The 23012-nt window shown below is 74.1% G+C and carries 20 protein-coding genes; 11 read left to right on the top strand and 9 right to left on the bottom strand.

All coding sequences use genetic code 11. The features are described 5' to 3' along the window. Positions 1 to 54 precede the first annotated feature (54 nt). Both BMX74_RS24975 and BMX74_RS24970 read right to left on the bottom strand, forming a co-directional pair. Complete coding sequence (locus BMX74_RS24975; RefSeq protein WP_055502738.1) at positions 55 to 780, bottom strand: ABC transporter permease; 726 nt, start codon at positions 778 to 780, stop codon at positions 55 to 57. After that, entirely contained in the window at positions 770 to 1516 is a 747-nt protein-coding gene (locus BMX74_RS24970; RefSeq protein WP_091103125.1) for an ABC transporter ATP-binding protein, read from the bottom strand. The genes BMX74_RS24975 and BMX74_RS24970 overlap by 11 nt, the downstream gene beginning before the upstream one ends. A 69-nt stretch (positions 1517 to 1585) precedes the next feature. Here BMX74_RS24970 and BMX74_RS24965 point away from each other — a divergent pair, with 69 nt between their 5' ends. After that, positions 1586 to 2296, top strand: coding sequence for a TetR/AcrR family transcriptional regulator (locus tag BMX74_RS24965; protein ID WP_055502740.1), 711 nt, complete (start codon positions 1586 to 1588; stop codon positions 2294 to 2296). Here the strand turns inward: BMX74_RS24965 and BMX74_RS24960 are convergent. Continuing rightward, positions 2228 to 2533, bottom strand: a complete 306-nt coding sequence (locus BMX74_RS24960; protein ID WP_055502741.1) for a DUF4190 domain-containing protein — start codon at positions 2531 to 2533, stop codon at positions 2228 to 2230. The two genes, BMX74_RS24965 and BMX74_RS24960, sit on opposite strands and share 69 nt — an antisense overlap. A gap of 128 nt (positions 2534 to 2661) precedes the next feature. On the opposite strand from BMX74_RS24960, the gene BMX74_RS24955 reads away from it, so the two are divergent. Continuing rightward, on the top strand, positions 2662 to 3606 hold the full coding sequence (locus BMX74_RS24955) for an ion transporter (RefSeq protein WP_091103123.1): 945 nt from the start codon (positions 2662 to 2664) through the stop codon (positions 3604 to 3606). Here the strand turns inward: BMX74_RS24955 and rpsD are convergent. Next, positions 3603 to 4217, bottom strand: coding sequence for a 30S ribosomal protein S4 (gene rpsD / locus BMX74_RS24950; RefSeq protein ID WP_091103189.1), 615 nt, complete (start codon positions 4215 to 4217; stop codon positions 3603 to 3605). The two genes, BMX74_RS24955 and rpsD, sit on opposite strands and share 4 nt — an antisense overlap. Before the next feature lie 64 nt (positions 4218 to 4281). Between rpsD and BMX74_RS24945 the strand changes: the two genes are divergently transcribed. The 3 genes from BMX74_RS24945 (at position 4282) to BMX74_RS24935 (ending at position 8143) form a co-directional block, all read left to right on the top strand. After that, positions 4282 to 4983: a DUF2470 domain-containing protein gene (locus BMX74_RS24945; RefSeq protein ID WP_055502742.1), complete on the top strand. Its 702-nt coding sequence runs from the start codon at positions 4282 to 4284 to the stop codon at positions 4981 to 4983. A gap of 212 nt (positions 4984 to 5195) precedes the next feature. Beyond that, a complete protein-coding gene (locus BMX74_RS24940; RefSeq protein WP_143078755.1) occupies positions 5196 to 5729 on the top strand; it encodes a hypothetical protein in 534 nt (177 codons plus the stop codon). Then, complete coding sequence (locus BMX74_RS24935) at positions 5726 to 8143, top strand: bifunctional polysaccharide deacetylase/glycosyltransferase family 2 protein (protein WP_091103120.1); 2418 nt, start codon at positions 5726 to 5728, stop codon at positions 8141 to 8143. Before BMX74_RS24940 ends, BMX74_RS24935 begins: the two co-directional genes overlap by 4 nt. A gap of 32 nt (positions 8144 to 8175) precedes the next feature. Here the strand turns inward: BMX74_RS24935 and BMX74_RS24930 are convergent, their stop codons facing one another. Then, on the bottom strand, positions 8176 to 8820 hold the full coding sequence (locus BMX74_RS24930) for a TetR/AcrR family transcriptional regulator (protein WP_055502744.1): 645 nt from the start codon (positions 8818 to 8820) through the stop codon (positions 8176 to 8178). 61 nt (positions 8821 to 8881) lie between these two features. Here BMX74_RS24930 and BMX74_RS24925 point away from each other — a divergent pair, with 61 nt between their 5' ends. After that, positions 8882 to 10456, top strand: coding sequence for an ABC-F family ATP-binding cassette domain-containing protein (locus tag BMX74_RS24925; protein ID WP_091103119.1), 1575 nt, complete (start codon positions 8882 to 8884; stop codon positions 10454 to 10456). Positions 10457 to 10553: 97 nt separating this feature from the next. On the opposite strand, the gene BMX74_RS24920 is transcribed toward BMX74_RS24925, so the two are convergent. After that, complete coding sequence (locus tag BMX74_RS24920) at positions 10554 to 11741, bottom strand: ROK family transcriptional regulator (protein ID WP_055502746.1); 1188 nt, start codon at positions 11739 to 11741, stop codon at positions 10554 to 10556. 142 nt (positions 11742 to 11883) lie between these two features. On the opposite strand from BMX74_RS24920, the gene zwf reads away from it, so the two are divergent. The 5 genes from zwf to BMX74_RS24895 all read left to right on the top strand — a co-directional run bounded on the left by zwf (position 11884) and on the right by BMX74_RS24895 (position 19438). Then, positions 11884 to 13371 carry a glucose-6-phosphate dehydrogenase gene (gene zwf / locus BMX74_RS24915; RefSeq protein WP_091103117.1) on the top strand — a complete coding sequence of 496 codons (1488 nt, stop codon included), beginning with the start codon at positions 11884 to 11886 and terminating at the stop codon, positions 13369 to 13371. After that, on the top strand, positions 13368 to 15311 hold the full coding sequence (gene edd / locus BMX74_RS24910) for a phosphogluconate dehydratase (protein ID WP_091103115.1): 1944 nt from the start codon (positions 13368 to 13370) through the stop codon (positions 15309 to 15311). Before zwf ends, edd begins: the two co-directional genes overlap by 4 nt. A gap of 250 nt (positions 15312 to 15561) precedes the next feature. Further along, entirely contained in the window at positions 15562 to 16527 is a 966-nt protein-coding gene (glk, locus tag BMX74_RS24905) for a glucokinase (protein ID WP_055502749.1), read from the top strand. A 61-nt stretch (positions 16528 to 16588) separates the two neighbouring features. Further along, positions 16589 to 17200: a bifunctional 4-hydroxy-2-oxoglutarate aldolase/2-dehydro-3-deoxy-phosphogluconate aldolase gene (gene eda, locus BMX74_RS24900; RefSeq protein WP_055502750.1), complete on the top strand. Its 612-nt coding sequence runs from the start codon at positions 16589 to 16591 to the stop codon at positions 17198 to 17200. 213 nt (positions 17201 to 17413) lie between these two features. Beyond that, positions 17414 to 19438 (top strand): serine/threonine-protein kinase, encoded by a 2025-nt coding sequence (locus BMX74_RS24895; RefSeq protein ID WP_177227500.1) that lies wholly within the window; start codon positions 17414 to 17416, stop codon positions 19436 to 19438. 84 nt (positions 19439 to 19522) lie between these two features. Here BMX74_RS24895 and BMX74_RS24890 read toward each other — a convergent pair whose 3' ends face one another. From BMX74_RS24890 to BMX74_RS24880, 3 genes are read right to left on the bottom strand one after another with little or no spacing between them, the layout of a single operon-like run. Next, complete coding sequence (locus BMX74_RS24890) at positions 19523 to 20389, bottom strand: carbohydrate kinase family protein (RefSeq protein ID WP_055502752.1); 867 nt, start codon at positions 20387 to 20389, stop codon at positions 19523 to 19525. A 48-nt stretch (positions 20390 to 20437) separates the two neighbouring features. Next, positions 20438 to 21463 (bottom strand): LacI family DNA-binding transcriptional regulator, encoded by a 1026-nt coding sequence (locus BMX74_RS24885; protein ID WP_055502753.1) that lies wholly within the window; start codon positions 21461 to 21463, stop codon positions 20438 to 20440. Then, positions 21460 to 22929 (bottom strand): glycoside hydrolase family 13 protein, encoded by a 1470-nt coding sequence (locus BMX74_RS24880; RefSeq protein ID WP_091103111.1) that lies wholly within the window; start codon positions 22927 to 22929, stop codon positions 21460 to 21462. The genes BMX74_RS24885 and BMX74_RS24880 overlap by 4 nt, the downstream gene beginning before the upstream one ends. Positions 22930 to 23012: the final 83 nt, after the last annotated feature.

The following is a 23012-nucleotide window of genomic DNA, read 5'->3' as shown; positions in this document are numbered from 1 at the left end:
TCCGGCGCGGAAGGCCCCCACGGGGCGGGCCGCCACGCCCGCCCCCCGCGCGGCTCAGGCGTTCTCGCGGTTGAACACCTTGGTGCCGACGGCCAGGCCGGCCACGGCGAAGGCGGCCGTCACGGCGGCCCCGGCGGCCACCGCGCCGGTGGCGTAGTGCCCGGCGAACAGGTCGCGCAGCGCCTCCAGCGTGTACCTGAACGGGCTGACGCGCGAGAGCGCGTCGAGCCAGCCGGGCGCCATCGACATGGGCAGGAACGCGCCCGACAGCAGGACCAGCGGCACGACCGCCGTGGACATGACGGGCGCGAACAGGTTCTCGTCGATGGTGAGGGCGACGGCGTACGACAGCGCGGCCAGGCTCACGCCGAGCACGACGACGAGCGCCAGCCCGGCCAGCAGGCCGGCGGCGGGCGCGCGCAGCCCGAAGGCGTAGCCGACGGCGACCAGCAGCAGCGCCTGGACGGTCATCGTGACGGCGTTGCCGAGCACGCGGCCGAGCAGCAGCGCCAGGCGGGAGGCCGGGGTGACGCGCATCCGCTCCAGCACGCCCGAGCTCCGCTCGAAGACCACGCCGAACCCGGCGAGGCCCGTGCTCATCAGCGCGAGCTGGACCATCAGGCCGGGGACCAGCGTCTCCCAGGTGCCGATGGTGGCGAAGATCGGCCCGAACAGCACGAGGAAGAGCAGCGGCTGGATCATGCCGAAGGCGACGCCGGCCTTCTGCCGCAGGGTCACCCGCAGGTGGTGGCGGAACAGCAGCCAGGTCTCACGCGCCATGACCGGCCTCCTCCCGCAGCGACCTGCCGGTGATGTCCAGGAACACGTCGTCGAGGGTGCGCCCGCCGGTCTTCAGCTCGGCGGGGGCGCCCTCGGCGACGATCAGGCCGTGGTCGATGATCAGGACCCTGTCGCAGAGGGCGTCGGCCTCGTCCAGGTAGTGGGTGGTGAGGAAGACGGTGACGTCGTGCTCGGCGCGCAGCCTGCGGACGTGGTCCCACAGGTTCGCGCGGCTCTGCGGGTCGAGCCCGGTGGTGGGCTCGTCGAGGAAGAGCAGGGCGGGCTCGTGCAGCAGCGCGAACGCGATGTCGAAGCGGCGGCGCCGGCCGCCCGACAGCGTGGCGCCGATGGCGTCCCGCGTCCCGGCGAGGTCGAGCCCGGCGAGGACCTCGCGTACCCGGGCGCGGGCCCGGTCGCGGGTCAGGCCGTGGAGCATCGCCTGGAGTTCGAGCTCCTCGCCGAGCGGCGTGAAGGGGTTGACGGCGCCGCCCTGCGAGACGTACCCGATGCGCCGCCGCACCTCGGCCGGCTCGCGCAGCAGGTCGCGCCCGGCGACCACGGCCGTGCCGGACGTCGGCCTGAGCAGCGTGGTCAGCATGCGCATGGTGGTGGTCTTGCCGGCGCCGTTCGGCCCGAGGAACCCCACGATCTCCCCCTGGCCGACGTGGATGTCCACGCCGCGCACGGCGTGCGCGCCGTTCCTGAAGGTCTTGGACAGACCCAGCGTCTCGATCAAATTTCATCGCCTCCAAAATTAGAGTAACTACAAGTTTGGGGCGACAGCAACACAGGTATCATCGAGGGCATGGCGGAGGGGCTGCGGGAGCGCAAGAAACGCGAGACCAGGCAGCGCATCGCGGACATCGCGATGGGCCTGTTCATGGCGCGCGGGTTCGACGACGTCACGGTCGCCGACGTGGCACGGGCCGCCGACGTGTCCGTGAACACGGTGTTCAACTACTTCGGCACCAAGGAAGACCTCTTCGCCGACCGGCAGGACGTCGCCGTGGACCTGCCGGCGCAGGTCGTACGGGGGCGCCGGCCCGGCGAGAGCGTGGTGGGCGCGTTCCGCCGCGACTTCCTCGACGCGCTCGACACGCGCGACTGGCGCTACGGCTTCAACGAGGGCAACGACGTCTTCGCGCGGATGGTGGGCGCGAGCCAGGCGCTGACGGCGCGCATGCGCGAACTGCACGACCGGCGGGAGCTGGAGCTGGCGAAGGCGCTGGCCGACGAGCTCGACGCGAGCCCCGACGACCTCACCCCGCACGTCGTGGCCGCCGTGATCCTCGACACGACGAGGGTGGTCTCGGAGCGGGCGGTGCGCAGGAGGCTCGCGGGCGAACCGTGGGACGACATCGCGCCCGGCGTCAGGGCCGCGGCCGAGCGCGCTTTCGACCTGCTGGAGTCGGGCCTGGCCGGTTACGGCACGCGGCCGGCGCGGGCGCTAGCGGGTGGTGCTGGTGAGGAGCGCGGCGACGAGGACGAGCACCACGAGCACGAGGGTGAGGGCTAGCAGGACCGTGCTGATGATCCCGCAGATGCGGCCGGCCTGCACCGAGCCGCGGTTCTCGTAGAGGTAGCCGCTCTCGTCGATCTCACGCAGCGCCCTGTTGCCCATGACCCAGGCGAACGGGCCGAGGAAGCTGCACACCACGAGGCTGAGGATGCCGAGGACCAGGATGGTGGTGCCGTTGGGATGACTCTGCGGCGGCGGGCCGTAGTACGACGGCCCGTAGTTCGGATACGACATGCCCCTCGGTCTCCTCGTCCGGTTTCAGGTGGTTTTTATACCACGGGACCACGTTGATCACTCGGCAGTGATCTTCATGCGCCATCATGGGAGGGCAGCCAGACCGATCCCTCCCAGGAGCCGAACCCGTGCGTGAACGCATGCGCGCCGTCCTCGACGACCGGCGTTTCCAGCGCTTCATCGTCGCCGTGATCCTCGTCAACGCGGCCACGCTCGGCCTGGAGACCGTCCCGTCGCTCGCGGCGAGCCACGGCCACCTGCTGGCCGCGGTGGACCACGCGGCGCTCTACGTCTTCGTGGCCGAACTGCTGGCCAAGGTGTACGTCGAGCGCCGGGCCTTCCTGCGCGACCCCTGGAACCTCTTCGACACGCTCATCGTCGGCATCGCGCTCGCGCCCGCCACCGGCGGGCTGTCGGTGCTGCGGTCGCTGCGCATCCTGCGGGCGCTGCGCCTGCTGTCGGTGGTGCCGAGCCTGCGCCGGGTGGTCTCGGCGCTGCTGCGCGCCATGCCGGGCATGAGCTCGATCGTGGTGCTGCTCGGCCTCGTCCTGTACGTGGCCGCCGTCATGGCCACCAAGCTGTACGGGCAGGCCGCGCCGGAGCGCTTCGGCACGCTGCCGACGTCGCTGTTCACCCTCTACCAGACGATGACGGGCGACGACTGGGGCAACATCGCGCGGGACGTGATGACCGAGCACCCGACCGCCTGGATCTTCTTCACCATCTTCATCCTGGTGTGCACGTTCGTCGTGCTGAACCTCTTCATGGCGGTCGTGGTGAGCGCCATGGACGAGGAGTCGGCGGAGGAGCGGGCCGCGCTGCAGGAGGACTCCTCCGCCCACACCCGGCGCATCCTGGAGGAGCTGACCGAGCTGCGCCGCGAGGTGGCGGCCCTGCGCGGGCAGGAGCCGCCCGCCTGGCAGGGCGCCGAGCAGCCCGCGCAGGAGCCGGGTCGCAGTCCCGCGCAGAAGCCCGCGCAGAAGCCCGCACAGAAGCCCGCGCAGAAGCCCGGCCAGAAACGCGGCCGGCCGTCGGGCCAGAAGCGCCGCCAGGAGCGGGCCGCGGCGGGCTAGCGGGAGTAGAACTCCACGACGAGCTGCTCGTCCACCGGCACCGCGATCTCGGCGCGCTCCGGCCTGCGGATGAGCGTGAAACGCAGGCCCGCGTGGTCCACCTCCAGGTAGGGGGCGGTGCGCTCGTCGGCGTGCACGCCCTCCGCCGCGGCCACGAAGGGCGCGAGCCGCCGCGAACGCTCCCGCACCGACACGACCTGGCCGGGCTTGACCAGGTAGCTGGGGATGTCCACCTTGCGGCCGTCCACGGCGATGTGCCCGTGGGCGACGTACTGGCGGGCGGCGTAGATCGACGGGGCGAGGCCGGCGCGGACGACGAGCGACGCCAGGCGGGTCTCCAGCAGCCCGACCAGCTCGGCGCCCGAGGCGCCCGGCCTGCGCAGCGCCAGGGCCCAGTACCGGCGTAGCTGCCGCTCCGAGACGTCGTAGTACCAGCGCAGCTTCTGCTTCTCCAGCAGCCGCAGGCCGTAGTCGCCGGTGTCGCGGCGGCGCGTCGTGCGGCCGTGCTCGCCGGGCGGGTAGGGGCGCCGCTCGAAGTGGCGGACGGCCTTCCTGGTCAGCGGGACGCCCGCGCGACGCGACAGGCGGACCTTGGGGCCGGTGTAGCGCACGTTCACCTCAATGTGGTTAGGTAATCCTTACTTAGGTAAGCCTAACCTACTCTAGGAGAACGTCATGCTCCCGCTCCCCGAGCGGATCCGCACCCTCGCCGCGACCGCGCCCGTCGCCCGGCTCTTCCTGGACGGCGCCCCCTGCCCCGCCCGGGGCGGCGTGGACGGGCACGGCCGTCCCGTGCTCCTCGTCCACCCCGGCGAGGAGCTGCACGGCCTGCGCGGTGACGCCGTCGTGTCGGCGCACCTGACCGTCACACGCAGGCTGGGGGCCGAAGACCACCCGCGCGGGATCATCGAGGTGCAGGGCTGGGCGGAACCCGTGCCGGAGCCCGAGGCCCGGGACGCGGCCGTCGCCGTGGCCGCGTACGACGCCGACGAGGCGCTGTTCGAGGCGCTGGAGCGCCACGGCCACCCGGACGCGCCCCGGCTGCTGCGCGTCGACGTCGGCCAGGTGGTCTACCTGACCGGGCAGGAGTCGGGCGTGCTCGACGCCGACGAGTACCTGGACGCCGCCCCCGACCCGCTGGCCGAGACCGCGGAACGGGTGCTCGCGCACGTCAACGAGGCCCACAGGGAGCAGCTCGCCGCCGGGGTGTCGAGGCAGCTCGGCGAGGAGGCGCGCGAGGTGTGGCTGTGGGAGCTGGACCGGCTCGGCGTCACCGTACGGGTGGACGGCGGGCTGGTGCGCTTCGCCTGGCCGTCGCCCGCCCACTCCCACGCCTGCCTGGAGACGGCCCTGCGCACCCTGGTCTGCGGCTGCTGACCTCACCGTCGCCGGCCACCCGCTCACCTCCGCAGGAATCGGCAGCCCGCCACTACCCCCAGCCCGCCACTCCGCCCAGTCCGGCACTCCACCCAGCCCGCCACTCCGTCCAGCCCCGCTTCCCGGGCGGAGGATCACGATTTGCTGTTACTTTCCGCTCATCTGTTTACATCTGCAAGAACAGCCCACCCACGTCACTACGATCTGAGGACGTGAGCAGAACCCATCGAGCGCCGGGCACCGCCGTGTTCGTCGACCAGAGCGGCCGGCGCAGGCGGGTCCTGATGATCGCGGGGGTGCTCCTGGGCACACTCATGCTGGCGGGGGCGGCGCTCCTGGTCGGCGGCGCGTTCACCTCCACCACGCTCGACGCCGTGCGCTGGCCGTCCGGCACCGGCGGCCCCGAGGCCACCAGGCCCGCCGTCCCGACCCGGACGTCGTCGAGGCCGTCCGGCACGCCCACCGGCCCCGGCACGTCCCAGCCGGCGCGGCCCACCAGGACCACCACCGCCTCGCCCACCCGCACCCCCACCCGATCGTCCGACCCGTCGGACCGGCAGGTCGTGGGCTCCACGCCCACGTCCTCCCCCTCCTCGACCCGGCGCACGGCGGAACCGACCGCGCCGGCGAGCACCGGCCCCACCTCCGGCGACCCTGTGACGTCGCCCACCGCCGACCGCACCCCGCCCGGCCAGGCCAAGGAGCCGCCGGGGAAGGACGTCAGGACCCAGGGCCCGAAGCGATGAGCCACGCCGACACCCGGGTCTGGCCCGCCGAGCCGACCCCGCCGGACCCCCCGGCCGCGCCCGAGCCCGCCTCCCGGCCGTCCCCCGCCTCGGGGCCCGCCGTCGCGCCCGGCCACCCCTCCCCACCACCCCACGCCTCGGGGCCCACCGTCGCGCCCGGCCACCCCTCCCCACCACCCCACGCCTCAGGGCCCGCCGTCGCGCCCGGCCACCCCTCTGCGCCGTCCCACGACGCCGGCGCCGCCGCCGCGCCCGAGCGCCCTTCCCGGCGCACCGGTGCGCCGTCCCGCGCCTCCGGCGCCGGCGGGCGGTCGAGGAAGGCCGACCCGCGCGGCCACTGGTTCCTCGTGGCCGTCGCCCTGCTGCTCATGACCGGCGCGCTGGTGCTGCACGGTTACGCCACCAACGAGGTGGGAGAGACCGCCGTGGCGCCCGCCGCCGACGCGGGCTCCTCCCCCGAGGCCGAGCGGGTGCGGCGCGGCGGCCCCCTCGTCAACGCCACCGGCCAGGGCCCGCGCAGCCTGCGCCTGCCCGCCAGGACCGTCGCCCTCACCTTCGACGACGGCCCCGACCCGGTCTGGACGCCGCGCCTGCTCGACGTGCTCAAGCGGCACCGCGCCAGGGCCACGTTCTTCGCCGTCGGCGCCCGCGTCTCCGAGAACCCCGCCCTGGCCAGGAGGATCCTGGACGAGGGCCACGAACTGGGCAACCACACCTACGCCCACGCCGACCTGGCGAGCGTGCCCGCCTGGCGGCTGAGGCTGGAGGTCTCGCTCACCCAGAAGGCCATCGCGGGCGCCACCGGCGTGCACACGCGGCTGGTGCGCCTGCCGTACTCCTCCACGCCGGCGAGCGTGTCCGGCGCCCAGTGGCAGGCCATGCGCGAGCTCGGGGCCGACGGCTACCTGGTGGCCCTCACCGACCTCGACACCAAGGACTGGAGCCGCCCAGGGGTGCCCGCCGTGGTCAAGGCGGGCACGCCGGCCAGGGGACGCGGGGCCGTGGTGATGATGCACGACGCGGGCGGCGACCGGGCCCAGACCGTCGAGGCGGTGGACCGGCTGCTCACCAAGCTGGAACGCGACGGGTACCGCGCGACCACGCTCACCGACGGGCTGGGGCTGGACAGCGCGTACGTGCCGGCGTCCGGCGGCGACCGGCTCGTGGGGCAGGCGCTGAGCCTGGCGCAGCGGGCCTCCTCGGCGTTCGCGGACGTCCTGGCCTGGATCCTGGCGGTCGCGGGCGTGCTCACGCTGGCCAGGCTGCTGTTCTTCCTCGTGCTGGCCTGGGCGCACGTCCAGCGCGTACGTGGAGGCAGGAGGCGGGCGAGCCGGCCGCCCGCCTGGCCGCAGCCGCCGCCCGTCACCGTGATCGTCCCCGCCTACAACGAGGAGGCGGGCATCGAGGCGACCGTCCGGTCGCTGGTGAACACCACGTACCAGGGCGAGGTCGAGGTGATCGTCGTGGACGACGGGTCCACCGACGCCACGGCGGCCAGGGCGGCGGCGCTCGGCCTGCCCGGCGTGAGGGTGATCAGGCAGGCCAACGGCGGCAAGCCCGCGGCGCTCAACACCGGCATCGCGAACTCCGGCCACGAGATCGTCGTCATGGTCGACGGCGACACCGTGTTCGAACCGGCCACGATCGGCCACCTGGTGGCGCCGCTCAGCGACCCGAAGGTGGGCGCGGTCAGCGGCAACACCAAGGTCGGCAACCGGCGCGGCATGCTGGGCCGCTGGCAGCACATCGAGTACGTCATCGGCTTCAACCTCGACAGGCGCGCCTTCGACCTGCTCGGCTGCATGCCGACGGTGCCGGGCGCGATCGGCGCGTTCCGCAGGTCGGCGCTGCGCGCGGTCGGCGGGCTGAGCGTCGACACGCTGGCCGAGGACACCGACCTGACGATGGCGATCTGCCGCGACGGCTGGCGGGTCGTCTACGAGGAGAAGGCCCTCGCCTGGACCGAGGCCCCCACCTCGCTGCGTCAGCTGTGGCGCCAGCGCTACCGCTGGTGCTACGGCACGCTGCAGGCGATGTGGAAGCACCGCGGGGCGGTCACCGAGCCGGGGACGTTCGGCCGCCGCGGGCTCGGCTACCTGGTGCTGTTCCAGGTGCTGCTGCCGCTGCTCGCCCCGGTGGTGGACGTCATGGCGCTCTACGGCGTGCTCGTCGGCGACCCGCTGCCGGTGGTCGCGGTGTGGGCCGGGTTCGTCGTGGTGCAGGCCCTGACCGGCGCGTACGCGCTGCGGCTGGACGGGGAGCGGGCGCGCGTGCTGTGGGTGCTGCCGCTGCAGCAGTTCGTCTACCGGCAGCTCATGTACCTGGTGGTCATCCAGTCGCTGGCCACGGCCCTGCTCGGCGTGCGGCTGCCGTGGCAGACGATCCGCCGCGAGGGCACCTTCGCGTCGTCCTGACCGGCCCGAGATCGCGCGGGTGCGGGCGCCGCTCAGGTGGGCGCGCCCGTGCCGCCGCCGTCGCGCATGCCGGTGAGCAGGAAGCCCAGGCCGTCGGCGAAGGCGGCGTCCCAGTCGCAGTCGAGGCCGTGGCGGGCCAGCAGCGGGTAGCGCGCGGCGCGCTCCCGCAGGAACGCCGCGGCGTCGCCGTGTCCCTCCGCGGTGACCTGCATGATGACCGACCCCATGACGAAGTTGGCCAGGCTGTAGGCGGCGGCCTTGAGCCGGGGCCCCTCCAGCCCGGCGGCGGCTAGCGCGGCGTAGAGGGCCTCGGTGTGGTCCAGCGCGTGGGGGCCCATGAGCGGCCGGTCGAGGATGGTGGCCGACCAGGGGTGGCGCAGCAGCGCCGCCCGCCAGCCGCCGATCACCTCGCGGACCCGCTCCCGCCAGTCGCCGCCCGCGTCGGGCAGCGGCACCTCGCCGAAGACGGCGTCGAGCGCGAGGTCGAGGACGTCGTCCTTGGTCTTGACGTGCCAGTAGAGCGTGGTGGAGCCGGTGCCGAGCCGCTCGGCGAGCCGGCGCATGGTGAGCCGCGCGACGCCCTCCTCGTCCAGCAGGGCGACGGCCTCGGCCACGATCCTGCCGAGGCTGAGGGTCTGCCGGGGTTCGCGCGGGGGGCGCAGCCACACGTTGTCCACGACCGGATAATACGCTGTACTGGAACCGGATCGTTGGTCTAGTTAATCGAACGGGGATCGAGTGGGGCACATCGAGGTGAGCGGACTGACGTACCTGCTGCCCGACGGGCGTCCGCTGCTGCGGGAGGCGTCGTTCAAGGTCGGGCCGGGCGCGAAGGCGGCGCTCGTCGGGCCGAACGGCGCGGGCAAGACGACGCTGCTGCGGCTGATCGCGGGCGAGCTCGCCCCCGCCGAGGGCCGGGTGTCCGCCGGGGGCGGCGTCGGGGTGATGCGGCAGTTCCTCGGCGTGGGGACCGTCCGCGACCTGCTGCTGGAGGTCGCGCCCCCGCAGGTGCGGGCCGCCGCGCGGGCGCTGGGGTCGGCGGAGGCGGCGCTGCGGTCGCGCGACGACGAGCCGCGCCAGCTCGCCTACGCGCAGGCCATCGCCGACTACGCCGACGCGGGCGGCTACGAGCTGGAGGTCGCCTGGGACGCGTGCGCGACGCAGGCGCTCGGCCTGCCGTACGAGGAGGTCCGCGGGCGCAGCCTCGCCACCCTGTCGGGCGGCGAGCAGAAGCGGCTCATGCTGGAGGCGCTGCTGCGCGGCCCCGACCCGATCCTGCTGCTGGACGAGCCGGACAACTACCTCGACGTCCCGGCCAAGCAGTGGCTGGAGCGGGCGATCAGGGCGTCGGCCAAGACCGTGCTGCTCGTCTCGCACGACCGGCGGCTGCTGGCGGAGGCGGCCGACCGGGTGATCACCGTCGAGGACCGCGGGGTGTGGGTGCACGGCGGCGGCTTCGCCGGGTACGCCGAGGCCCGCGCGCGCAGGAAGGAGCGGCTGGAGGAGCGGCGGCGGCGCTGGGACGAGGAGCACGCCAGGCTGCGCCGCCTGGCCGACACGCTGCGCAGGGGCTCGGCCGGCAACGACGCGCTGGCGGGGGCGTACCGGTCGGCGCTGACGCGGCTGGAGCGCTTCGAGCGGGCGGGCCCGCCGCCGCGCGCCCCGAAGGAGCAGAACGTCCGGGTGCGCCTGCGGGGCGGACGGACCGGCAAGCGCGCCGTGACGTGCGAGGAACTGGAGCTCACCGGGTTGCTGCGACCCTTCTCCGCTCAGGTGCTCTACGGCGAGCGCGTGGGCGTGCTCGGGCTCAACGGCACCGGCAAGTCGCACTTCCTGCGGCTGCTGGCGGGCGAGCCGATCCCGCACACCGGCTCGGCCGCCCTGGGGGCGCGGGTGCGTCCCGGGCATTTCACCCAGACCCACCTGCGGCCCGACCTGACGGGGCGGCCGATCGCCGAGACGGTGATGGAGCGGCACGCGCTGACCCGCAACGAGGCGATGGCCGCGCTGGCCCGCTACGAGCTGGCCCCGGCGGGCGGGCGGCCGTTCGAGACGCTGTCGGGGGGCCAGCAGGCCCGGCTGCAGATCCTGCTGCTGGAGCTGTCGGGCGCCACCCTGCTGCTGCTCGACGAGCCGACCGACAACCTGGACCTGGCGAGCGCGGAGGCGCTGCAGCGGGGGCTGGCCGCCTACGAGGGTACGGTGCTGGCGGTGACCCACGACCGCTGGTTCGCCGACGACCTCGACCGCTACCTGATCTTCGGCGCCGACGGCGTCGTACGCGAGAGCGACGACCCCCGCTGGGACGTCTAGCGGCGACCGTTCCCCCTCGCGGGGGAGGGCGTTGATACCCGGGCTGGGCGGCCGCGGGGTGCCGCCGCCGGCCGTCGCAGCCGCTTCCGGTAGGACTTCAGCGGCGTACGGCGGAGAGCGTCATGCTCTCGTCGACCGCCTCAGGCGACAGGACGTGGTCGAGGACCATGACGGCGCAGCCGCCGATGCCCGCGCCCGAGCCCAGCCTGCTCGGCTCGATGCGCAGCCGCCGGGTGGCCAGGGCGGTGGAGCGGCGGTAGACGACCTCGCGGATGCTCGACACGAGCGGCCCGAACGCCTCGGCGACGTCGCCGCCGAGCACGACGACCGAGGGGTTGAGGATGTTGACGGCCCCGGCGAGCACCTCGCCGATCCTGCGCCCGGCCGTGCGCACCATGGCCATGGTCTCGGCGTCGCCGGCCCGGACCAGGGCGGTGACGTCGGCGATGGTCTTGACGTCCTTGCCCGCCTCGCGCAGGTCGCGCAGCAGCGCGGTGCCGCTGGCCACGGAGTCGACGCAGTCGGTGTTGCCGCAGCGGCACAGCACGCCGGCGCCGTCGAGCACCGGGATGTGGCCGATCTCGCCGGCGGCGCCGAGCGCGCCGCGCAGGATCTCCCCGCCCGCGATGATGCCCGCGCCGATGCGCGTGGAGACCTTGACGAACATCAGGTCGTCGAGGTCGGGGTAGGCGCCGCGGTGCTCGCCGATGGCGAGCACGTTGACGTCGTTGTCGACGAGGACGGGCACGGGGAAGCGCTCGCGGATGATCGGCGGGATCAGCACGCCGGTCCACGAGGCCATGACGCGGGCGCTCTCGGTGCGGCCCTGGGCGAACTCGACGGTGGCGGGCACGCCCATGCCGACGCCCCTGATCATGGAGCGGGGCCGGTCGCCGAGCAGTTCGTCCCAGGTGTCCATGAGGAGCGGCAGCACGACGTCGGGGCCCTGCTCGACGTCGATGGCGAAGTCGCGCCCGGCGAGCTCGCTCCCGGCGAGGTCGCAGACGGCGACGCGGGTGCGGCTCGCGCCGAGCGCGGCCACGAGCACGACGCCGCCCCCGGCGTTGAACTCCAGCCGGACGGGCGGGCGGCCCCCGGTGGAGGGGGCGTCGGTGCGCTCCACGACCAGGCCGCGCTCCAGCAGCTCGCCCACGCGCAGCTGCACGGCGGGACGCGACAGGCCGGTCACCCGGCCGAGGTCGGCCCGCGTCACGGCCTCACCCGTGCGGATGAGGCGCAGCACCTCGCCACTGGTGGCGAGGGTCGCGGCGGTACGTCGAGGCATCGGCTAAGTGAACCACACGCACTTACGTCATGAAAAGCCGCTACTTTTTTATCTCAAATGCCAAAACTCTGCTTGTGCGGGACCCAAACTCTGGTTAGTGTCCGTTCTGTCCACAGGTTGGTAGATCATCGGAGCTCCCGTCTTGTCTCCCCTCTCGACCTCACCCGCAGATCACGCCGGCGCCCACACGGCCGACCTCGTCGTCTTCGGCGGCACCGGCGACCTGTCCATGCGCAAGCTGATCCCCGCGCTGTACCACAGCGACAGGGACGGCCGCCTGGCACCGGAGACCCGCGTCATCGCGATGTCCAGGGGCGGCCTGACGGACGCCGACTTCCGCGGCAAGGTGGACGCCGAGGTACGCGACCAGGTCCCCGTGGACGACCACGCCATGTGGCAGCGCTTCCTGGGCCGGCTCCACCACGTCTCCGTGGACGTCGGCGGCAGCGACCGCTCCGGCTGGCAGGCGCTGGCCGCCCTGCTGTCCGGGTACGAGCAGCGCGACCGGGTGTTCTACCTGGCCAGCCCGCCCATGACGTTCGGGCCGTTCTGCCGTGAGCTCCACGCCGCCGGGCTGGTCACGCCCGGCTCGCGGGTCGTGCTGGAGAAGCCGCTCGGCCGCGACCTGCCGAGCGCGCAGCGGATCAACGACGAGGTCGGCGCCATCTTCGACGAGCGCCAGATCTTCCGCATCGACCACTACCTGGGCAAGGAGACCGTCCAGAACCTGCTGGTCCTCCGCTTCGCCAACGCCTTCCTCGAACCGATCTGGAACTCGCTGTGGATCGACCACGTCCAGATCACCGCGGCCGAGACCGTCGGCACCCCGGGCAGGCGCGGCTACTACGACCACGCGGGCGCGCTGCGCGACATGGTGCAGAACCACCTGCTCCAGCTCCTCACGCTGACCGCCATGGAGCCGCCCGCCCGCAACGACCGCGAGGCGATCCGCGACGAGAAGGTCAAGGTGCTGCAGTCGCTGCGGCCCATCGTCGGCGGCGAGGTGGACAGGTTCACCGTGCGCGGCCAGTACGTCGGCGCCGACGGCATGCCCGGCTACCTCGACGAGCCCGGCTCCACCCCGCCCACCGAGGCCTCCCGCCGGGTCGAGACGTTCACGGCGATCCGCGCCGAGATCAGGAACTGGCGCTGGGCCGGCGTGCCGTTCTACCTGCGCACCGGCAAGCGGATGCCGTACCGGCGCTCGGAGATCGTGGTGCAGTTCAAGGACGTGCCGCACTCCATCTTCCCCGGCGGCACCCCGAACCGCCTGGTGCTGCGGCTCCAGCCCGAGGAGGGCATCGAGCTGCACATCATGGCCAAGGAGCCGGGCGCGGGCGAGGTCACGCTGAAGCCCGTGCCGCTGTCGCTCAGCTTCGGCAAGACGTTCGCCGCCCGCGTGCCCGACGCGTACGAGCGGCTGCTGACCGACGTGCTCTCCGGCAACCCCACGCTGTTCATGCGCCGCGACGAGGTCGAGGCCGCCTGGCGCTGGATCGACCCGATCCTGCACGCCTGGGAGGCCCACGCCGACCTGCCCGAGCCCTACCCCGCCGGTTCGACCGGCCCCGCCGGAGCCCACGAACTGCTCGGCCGCAGCGGTCGCGCCTGGCACGAGGAGGAACTGTGAACCGCACCATCCAGGAGATCACCGACAGGATCGCCGAGCGCAGCCGGGTCAGCAGGGCCGCGTACCTGGAGCGGATCAGGCGTGACGGCGAGGCGGCCCGCGCCAAGGGCCCGGCCCGCGCCCACCTGGGCTGCGCCAACCTCGCGCACGGCTTCGCCGCCGCCTCCGGCGAGGACAAGCCGGCGCTGCGCGGCTCGGCCAAGCCGGGCGTGGCCATCGTGACCAGCTACAACGACATGCTGTCCGCCCACCAGCCGTACGAGACGTACCCGCCGGAGCTGAAGGCGGCCGTGCGGCGGGCCGGCGGCGTCGCCCAGGTGGCGGGCGGCGTGCCCGCCATGTGCGACGGCATCACGCAGGGCCGCGCCGGCATGGAGCTGTCGCTCTACAGCCGCGACGTGATCGCGATGTCGACGGCGATCGCGCTGTCGCACGACATGTTCGACGCGGCGCTGCTGCTCGGCGTGTGCGACAAGATCGTGCCGGGCCTGCTGATCGGCGCGCTGCACTTCGGCCACCTGCCCGCGCTGTTCGTGCCCGCCGGGCCGATGACGTCGGGGCTGCCGAACAAGGTCAAGGCGCGCACCCGCCAGCTGTACGCCGAGGGCAAGGTCGGCAGGGACGAGCTGCTCGACGCCGAGGCCAAGTCGTACCACTCGCCCGGCACCTGCACCTTCTACGGCACCGCCAACTCCAACCAGGCGCTGATGGAGGTCATGGGCCTGCACCTGCCGGGCTCGACCTTCGTCAACCCGCACACGGAGCTGCGCCACGCCCTGACCGAGGCGGCGGGGCGGCGGGCGGTCGAGATCACCGCGCACGGCCCTGCGTACACGCCGATCGGCGAGCTGGTGGACGAGAAGTCGATCGTCAACGCCTGCGTGGCGCTGCTCGCCACCGGCGGCTCCACCAACCACACGCTGCACCTGGTCGCCATGGCCGCCGCCGCGGGCATCGTCCTCACCTGGGACGACCTGGCCTGCCTGTCGAAGGTCGTGCCGCTGCTCACCAGGATCTACCCCAACGGCCAGGCGGACGTGAACCACTTCCGCGACGCGGGCGGCATGCAGGTGCTCATCGGCGACCTGCTCGACGCGGGCCTGCTCCACGCGGACGTGCTCACCGTGGCCGGCCCCGGCCTCGACCGCTACCGCGACGCCCCCTCGCTGGAGGACGGCGAACTGGTCTGGACGCCCGTCACCGGCGGCAGCAAGGACCTGGACGTGCTGCGCCCGGTGTCAGACCCGTTCTCGGCCGACGGCGGCATCCACATGGTGGAGGGCAACCTGGGCCGCGCCGTCAGCAAGGTGTCGGCGGTCAAGCAGGAGCACCTCGTCATCGAGGCCCCGGCCAAGGTGTTCGACGACCAGCTCGACCTGCTGCGCGCGTTCGAGGCGGGCGAGCTGGACGGCCAGGACTTCGTCGCGGTCATCCGCTACCAGGGCCCGAGCGCCAACGGCATGCCCGAGCTGCACAAGCTCACGCCGCCGCTGGCCGTCCTGCTCGACCGCGGGCAGCGGGTCGCCATCGTCACCGACGGGCGGATGTCCGGCGCGTCGGGCAAGGTGCCGGCCGCCATCCACCTGTCGCCCGAGGCCGCCGACGGCGGGCCGATCGCGCTCGTCCGCGACGGCGACCCGATCAGGCTCGACTCGGCCGCGGGCACGCTGGAGCTGCTGGTGCCCGCCGAGGAGCTGGCGGCGCGCACACCGGACGGGCGCGCGCTGAGCGACGCGCAGTGGGTGGGCACCGGCCGCGAGCTGTTCGCGGCGTTCCGCCGGATGGCGGGCCCGGCCGAGCGCGGGGCGGGCATCTTCGGCGTCAGCGGCGCCGAGTCGTCCCACCACGGACCGGGGCTCGGCTTCCCGGCCGAGGCCGGGCTGTCGCACCTGGAGACCGGCACGGCCGTCTCCCCGCGGCACGCCGAGGCCGCCCGATGACCCTCAGGGCGCCCGCCGCCGGGCGCCCGAGCGGGCCCCTGGCGGGGCCCCCGGCTGCCGGGCCCCTCACAGGGCCCTTCCCCGCCCCTGCCGGGGGCCCTGTCCCGGGCCGCCGCCGGACACCGGCTCGGCCCGCTCCTGCGGCGGCCCCGCCCGGGGACCCTGTCCTGGGCGCCGGCCGCTCGCCTACCGTTGCCGGGGACGCGGCGCACCACCCCCCTGGCGCCGCCGGAGCCCCTGGAGGTACGCGGTGAGCGCATTCGACCTTCCCTGGCTGGTCGCCGACGTCGGAGGGACCAACGCCAGGTTCGGCCTGGTCACCTCGGCCGGCGCGCGGCCCTCCCACGTCGCCGTCCTGGCGGGGGCCGACCACCCGTCCCTGCCCGAGGCCGTCGAGACCTACCTCGCCGAGCACGCGGGCGGGGCCAGGCCAGGCGCCGCCTGCCTCGCCGTGGCGGGCCCCATCGACGGCGACCGCTACCGGCTGACCAACTCGCCCTGGTCGGGCTCCGTCCACGACCTGGCCGTGCCGTTCGCCGCCCTGCTCAACGACTTCGAGGCGCTGGCGGTGTCGCTGCCGCACCTGGAGGGCGCCGACCTGGTGTCGCTCGGCGGCCCCGACCCCGCGCACGGCGTCAAGGCCGTGCTCGGGCCGGGCACCGGGCTGGGCGTCGGCGCTCTCGTGCCCACCGAGCACGGCTGGACGCCCGTCCCCGGCGAGGGCGGCCACGTCACCGTGCCCGTCGTGGACCGCCGGGAGCTGGAGATCGTCCGGGTGCTCCAGTCGCGGGGGCTGCGGCACGTCGTGGCCGAGCACGTCCTGTCCGGACCCGGCCTGGTGCGGCTGCACCGGGCGCTGGCCGAGGTCAACGGCGTCACCGCGCCGGAGCTGACCGCGTCCGACATCGTCGCCAGGCTGGACGACTCGCTGTGCGCCGAGACCGTCGAGGTCTTCTGCGGCATGCTGGGCAGCTTCAGCGGCAACGTGGCCCTCACCCTGGGCGCCAGGGGCGGGGTCTATCTGGGCGGCGGCGTGCTGCCCCGTATCGTGGACCGGGTGCGCGCCAGCGCCTTCCGGGCCCGTTTCACCGACAACCCGGACATGGCGGAGTACCTGCGGGGCATCTCCACCGCCCTGATCGTCAACCCCCAGCCCGGCCTGGCCGGCGCCGCCGCCTGGCTGGCCCGGCGCGCCGCCGCCGAGCTGGTGGGCTGACGGGCCGGCACGCACGAGCTTCACGAGGACGACGGCCCGAGGGGCCGATGAGGAGAGACACATGAGCCTGCTCAATCTCGCGCCGGTGATCCCGGTCGTGGTGATCGAGGACGTCGAGACGGCCGTGCCCATGGCGAGGGCGCTCGTCGCGGGCGGCCTGCCCGCCATCGAGGTGACGCTGCGCACCGCCGGCGCGCTGGAGGCCATCGCCAGGATCGCCGCCGAGGTCCCCGACGCCACGGTCGGCGCGGGCACCGTCCGCACCGCGGCCGACATCGCGGCCGCCGTCGCCGCCGGCGCCACGTTCCTCGTGTCACCGGGCACCACGCCGGCGCTGCTGGAGGCCATGGCCGGGAGCGGCGTGCCGTACCTGCCCGGCGCCACCACCGTGTCCGAGGTCCTGGCGCTGGCCGAGCGCGGCCTGAAGGAGCTGAAGTTCTTCCCCGCCGAGGCCGCGGGCGGCGTGCCCTACCTCAAGTCGCTGGCCGGGCCGCTGCCCGACGTGCGGTTCTGCCCGACGGGCGGCGTCAGGCCCGACACGGCGGCCTCCTACCTGGCGCTGCCCAACGTCGGCTGCGTGGGCGGCACCTGGCTGACCCCCGCCGACGCGCTCGCCTCCGGCGACTGGGCGCGCGTCGAGAAGCTCGCGGCGGAGGCGGCGGCGCTGCGCTGAGCGCCGCCACCCGCGCGGCCGTCCCCGCCCGGTGACGCGTCCGGTGTGCGCGCGGCGCGGTTCCACGGCATGATCAGCTCGTACGGTGCCGAGGATCCCGCGTCGCCACCGGGAAGCCCCGTCCTCCGTTAGAGTCTGGGGTGGAATCGGGGCATGCCGGGCGGAGGAACGGGCGGTTTGAGTCGTGATGGCGACGGCGAGAGGACGGCGACGTTGGGGCGCTCCGCAGGCTCTCCACTGAAGCCCGAAGACCCGCCGGCGATCGGGCCCTACGAGCTGGTCAGCCGACTCGGCTCGGGCGGCATGGGCACCGTCTACCTCGCCAGGGCCGCCGACGGCCCGCGGGTGGCGCTCAAGGCGATCCGCCGCGACTTCGCGGCCGACCCCGTCTACCGGGCGCGCTTCCACGAGGAGGTGTCCAACGCCCGCAAGGTCGCCTCGTTCTGCACCGCCAGGGTCCTCGACCACGGCGAGGACGACGGCGTGCTGTACCTCGTCACCGAGTACATCGACGGCGTCTCCCTAGAGGACCACCTGATCGAGCACGGCGCGCTGTCGCCGTCCGTGCTGCACGCCGCCGCCGTGGGGGTCGCGGCGGCGCTCACCGCCATCCACGCGGCCGGGCTGGTGCACCGCGACCTCAAGCCCGCCAACGTCATGCTCACCCTGGCCGGTCCCCGCGTGATCGACTTCGGGCTGGCGCGCTCGACGCACGTCAGCTCGCGGCACACCAACGCCGGCATGGTGATGGGCACGCCGGGCTGGATCGCTCCCGAACAGGTCTTCGAGGGCCGTACGAGCCCGGCGGGCGACGTCTTCGCCTGGGGGTCGCTCATCGCGTACGCGGGGCTCGGCGGACACCCGTTCGGCGAGGGCGACGCGTACGTGATGGCCGCCAGGGCCCGTACCGCGCCGCCCGACCTGCGCGGGCTGCCCGCGCCGCTCGACCGGCTGGTCGCCGCCGCCATCCACCCCGACCCGGCGCGCCGGCCCGCGGCCAGGCAGCTCCTGCTGGAGCTCGTCGGCGCGGCCGACGAGCCCGCCGCCCAGCTCGCCGCCACCCGGCACCTGACCGACAGCTGGAACTTCTCGGACATCCCGCGCCCCGCCCGCCAGGCCCCTCCCCCGCCTCCGGCGGACCGCACGGGCGTCATGCCCCCGCAGGCGGACCGGCCGGGCGTCCTTCCCCCGCAGGTGGACCGGCCGGGCGTCATGCCGCCTCCGGGCGCCGCCCCGCAGGTGCCCCCGGCCGAGCGCACGGGCCCCCGGCCGCCCGCACCCGTCCCGCCCGCCGAACGAACCGGCCCCCGGTCACCGGCGCCCGTCCCACCCGCCGAGCGCACGGGCCCGCGGCCTCCCGCACCCGTCCCACCCGCCGAGCGCACCGGCCCCCGGCCGCCCGTGCCGCCCGGCCCGGCGCCGCAGGGCCCTTCGCCCCAGGGGCCGGCTCCCCAAGGGCAGGCCCCTCAAGGGCCTCTGTCCCAGGGGCAGGCGCAGCACGCCCAGGTGCCGCCCGCCGAGCGCACAGGCCCGCGGCCTCCCACGGCCGTCCCGCCGGCGGAGCGCACCGGCCCCCGGCCGCCCGTGCCGCAGCACGACCGCACCGGGCAGGGGCCGCTGCCGCACCACCAGACGGGGCAGGGCCCGCTGCCGCCGCGCCAGACCGTGCAGGGGCCGCTGCCCCACCCGCAGACCGCGCACGGCCCGCTCTCCCATCACCAGACGGGCCAGGGCCCGCTGCCGCCCCCGGTGTACCGGCAGGCCGAGCCGAGGCGCGGCGTGCTCAACGGCTGCGTGACGGCGCTCATCATCACGGTCGTGCTGCTGGTGGGGCTGCTGGCCCTGCTGGCGTGGCTGATCCGCTCCCCCGCCATCGGCGCCGACGGCCCGGTGCGGGACGGCAAGCTCGAGTTCGCCGTGACGGGCTCCACGTGCGGCAAGGCCGCCAAGTCAGCCGATGTCCGTACCTGCCGGGTCGGGGTGAAGGTGAACAACCGGGGCCAGGAACCACGCGTCCTGTACCCCGGGCAGCAGAAGCTCATCGACGATGACGACGTGCGGCACGGCGGCACGCGGCTCCTCGACCGGAGCGGCGCGGAGGTCACGCCGGTACGCATCGGGCCCGGCGAGTCGTTCACCGGGGCGCTGGTGTTCGAGGTGCCGAGGAAGGCCGAGCCCGCCGGGCTTGAGGTGCACGACTCGGGGCTGAGCGCCGGCGTCCGCGTCACCCTCGGCTGACCGCCCCCGATCGCCCGTTCGGACCTGAGCGGGGCAGGCCGGTCAGGCCGGTCAGGTCGACGGTCCTGGCCGGACCGGCCGGGTTCAGGCGGCGCGGGTCAGGAGTTCCGCCTCCGTGATCGGGGCCTCGTGGGTGCCGGGCGACGTGCAGGCGTGCGCCCCGGCGATCGCGCCCAGCCGGACCCGCTCCTCCACCGGCAGGCCCTTCAGCGTGCCGTACAGGAAGCCGGAGACGAAGGCGTCGCCGGCGCCGTTGCTGTCGGCGACCGGGCCGGGCAGCGGCGCGGCGGGGAAGGCGCGCAGCGGCGCGTCGCGGGTCAGGACGAGACAGCCGTCGGCGCCGCGCGTGCACACCACGGTGTGGGCCCGGCCGTCGTCGAGGATGCCGCGCATCACGGCCGCCGGGTCGTCGAGCGCCGTGGCCGACAGGAAGACCAGGTCGGCGCGGTGGGCGAAGTCCTTGTGATAGTCGTCGCGCCCGTTCCAGTCGTGCAGGTCGGTGGAGACCGGCACGCCGTCGAGGTCGTCGAACACGTCGCGGCAGAAGTCCACGATCGAGACGTGGACGTGCCTGGCGCGCACGCCCGCGTACAGGTCGCGCGGCAGCCGCTCGCCCGGCGTGCCCTTGGGGTCGTGCAGGGAGGTGCGCCGGCCGTCGGGGCCGACGAGCAGGACGCTGCGCGGGGTGCCCGCCGCGGCCGTGCCCCAGGAGCAGTCCACGCCGCGCAGCGCGTGGCGCACCAGCCCGCCCTGCGGGTCGTCGCCCACCAGGTCGGCGAACGCCACATCGAGCCCGAGCGCCCGGCAGCCGAGCGCCACCCCGGCCCCGGTGTTGCCGATGCGGTCGATCACGGGGGGCACGTGGTAGGTGTCCTTGTACGGCAGGGGCAGCCCGGGCACGTACACGGTGGTGTCGATCCCGGAGCCGCCGAGGACCAGCACGTCACGCATCTGTCGGTTCCTTCTGTCGGCGGCGGGGTGCGGGGGGAGCCGGGCGGGTCAGCGGTTGACGAGCGGGCCCGAGCCGGTGGAGCCGCGGACCACCAGCTCCGGCTGGAAGATCAGCTCGATGTGCTTGGCGGGGGCGCCGTTCACCTCTTCGAGCAGGGTCTGGACGGCCGCCGACGCCATCGCGCCGATCGGCTTGCGCACGGTGGTGAGCGGCGGGTCGGTGAACGCGATGAGCGGCGAGTCGTCGAAGCCGACCACCGACACGTCGCCCGGCACGGCGAGGCCCTCCTGGCGGCAGGCGCGGATCGCGCCGAGCGCCATCAGGTCGCTCGCGCAGACGATGCCGGTGCAGCCGCGGTTCAGCAGCTGCGCGGCGGCGGCCTGCCCGCCCTCGACGGAGAACAGCGAGTGGGCGACGAGGTCGTCGAGGTCGGACGCGCCGAGGAGCTGCGTCATGGCCTGCCGGTAGCCCTCGATCTTCCTGATGACGGGGACGAACCTGCGCGGGCCGAGCGCGAGGCCGATGCGCTCGTGCCCGAGGTCGACGAGGTGCTGCACGGCCAGCCGGGCGGCGAGCCGGTCGTCGGGCGAGATGAAGGGCGCGTCGATGTGCTCGCTGTAGCCGTCGACCAGGACGATCGGCAGGCCGCGGTCGGTGAGGCGGGTGTAGCGGTCCATGCGGGCCGTGGTGTCGGCGTGCAGGCCGGACACGAACACGATGCCGCTCACGCCGCGGTCGACCAGCAGCTCGGTGAACTCGTCCTCGGGCGCGCCGCCGGGCAGCTGGGTGCACAGCACGGGCGTGTAGCCGTGCTGCGTCAGCGCCTTCTCGATGGCCTGCGCGAACGCAGGGAAGATCGGGTTGTCGAGCTCGGGCGTGACCAGGCCGATGAGGCCGTTGCTGCGCTGGCGCAGCCGGGGCGGGCGCTCGTAGCCCATGAGGTCGAGCGCCGTCATCACGGCCTGGCGGGTGGCCGCCGAGACGCCCGGCTTGCCGTTGAGCACCCTGCTGACCGTGGCCTCACTCACCCCGGCCTGGGCGGCGATGTCGGCGAGGCGAGCGTGACCGTTCATGGCAGACACTTTACTTTCCACCAGGCCGCCGAATCCGCCGCTCCGGGGACATCCGAGGCGATGAGGAGCTCGCCCTCGACGCCGAAGTCGACGGCCTCGCCGGTGAGGTTCACCGCGCAGACCACGTCGCCGCGCGAGAAGACGAGCGTGCCCTGCGGCGAGTCGTGCCAGACCAGCTCGCCGTCGAGGTCGCGGCGCAGCCGCAGCGCCCCGCGGTACAGCTCCAGGGTCGAGCCGGGGTCGCCCTCCTGCGCCTCGACGCTGAGCGACGCCCAGTCGCCGGGGATCGGCAGCCACGGGTCCTGCCAGCCCGACTCGCGCGTCCAGGGCAGCGGCACCCGGCAGCCGTCGCGTCCGCTGTCGGGGTCGCGCAGTCGCTGCGGGTCCTGCAGCAGGTCGTTGGGCAGGTCGAGGACCTCGGGCAGGCCCAGCTCCTCGCCCTGGTAGACGTACGCGGAGCCGGGCAGCGCGAGCGTCAGCAGCGCGGCGGCGCGGCCCCTCGCCAGGCTGCCGTAGCGGGTGACGTGCCGCTTGACGTCGTGGTTCGACAGCACCCAGGTGGTGGGCGCGCCGACGCTGGAGGCGGTGGCGAGCGAGGAGTCGATCACCCGGCGCAGCTCGCCGGCGTCCCACGGGGTGAACAGGTAGTGGAAGTTGAACGCCTGGTGCAGCTCGTCGGGCCGGACGTACAGGGCGAGCCGTTCCGGCGTGGGCGCCCACGCCTCGGCGACGCCGACGCGCTCGCCCGGGTAGGAGTCCAGGATGCGCCGCCAGGCGCGGTGGATGTCGTGGACGCCGTCGTTGTCGAAGTACGGCACCGGCTCGCTGCCGATCAGCCGCGTCTGGCCGGAGTGGCCGATGTCGGGCAGGTCGCGCGGTTTGACCATGCCGTGGGCGACGTCCACGCGGAAGCCGTCGACGCCGAGGTCGAGCCAGAAGCGCAGGATCGACTCGAACTCGGCCCGTACCTCCTGGTTGTCCCAGTTGAGGTCGGGCTGGGAGGAGTCGAACAGGTGCAGGTACCACTGCCCGTCCTCGACCTGGGTCCACGCCGGTCCGCCGAAGATCGACTCCCAGTCGTTGGGCCGGTCGCGGAAGATGTAGCGGTCGCGGTTCTCGCCGCGCAGCGCCTCCTGGAACCACGGGTGCGCGGACGAGGTGTGGTTCGGGACGATGTCGAAGATCAGCCGCAGGCCGAGGTCGTGGGCCTCGTCGATGAGGGCCTTGGCGTCGGCGAGCGTGCCGAACAGCGGGTCGACGTCGCGGTAGTCGGCCACGTCGTAGCCGAAGTCGGCCATGGGCGAGGGGTAGAACGGCGTGAGCCAGACGGCGTCCACGCCCAGCCGCGCGAGGTACGGCAGGCGGTCGCGCACGCCGATCAGGTCGCCCACGCCGTCGCCGTCGCCGTCGGCGAAGCTGCGTACGTACACCTGGTAGATCACGGCGTTCCGCCACCACGCGGTCATGCTTACCCCCCCGATCGGTTCTGGACTATGAAAGCTCTTGCGGCAACTTTACGCAAGCCTTTCCAGGCTGGACATATCGCGAA

Origin of the sequence: Nonomuraea pusilla (genome assembly GCF_900109355.1) — a bacterium.
GTDB lineage: Bacteria > Actinomycetota > Actinomycetes > Streptosporangiales > Streptosporangiaceae > Nonomuraea > Nonomuraea pusilla.
The sequence above is the reverse complement of the archived record's forward strand: the minus strand, read 5'-3'. Positions and strand labels throughout refer to the sequence as shown.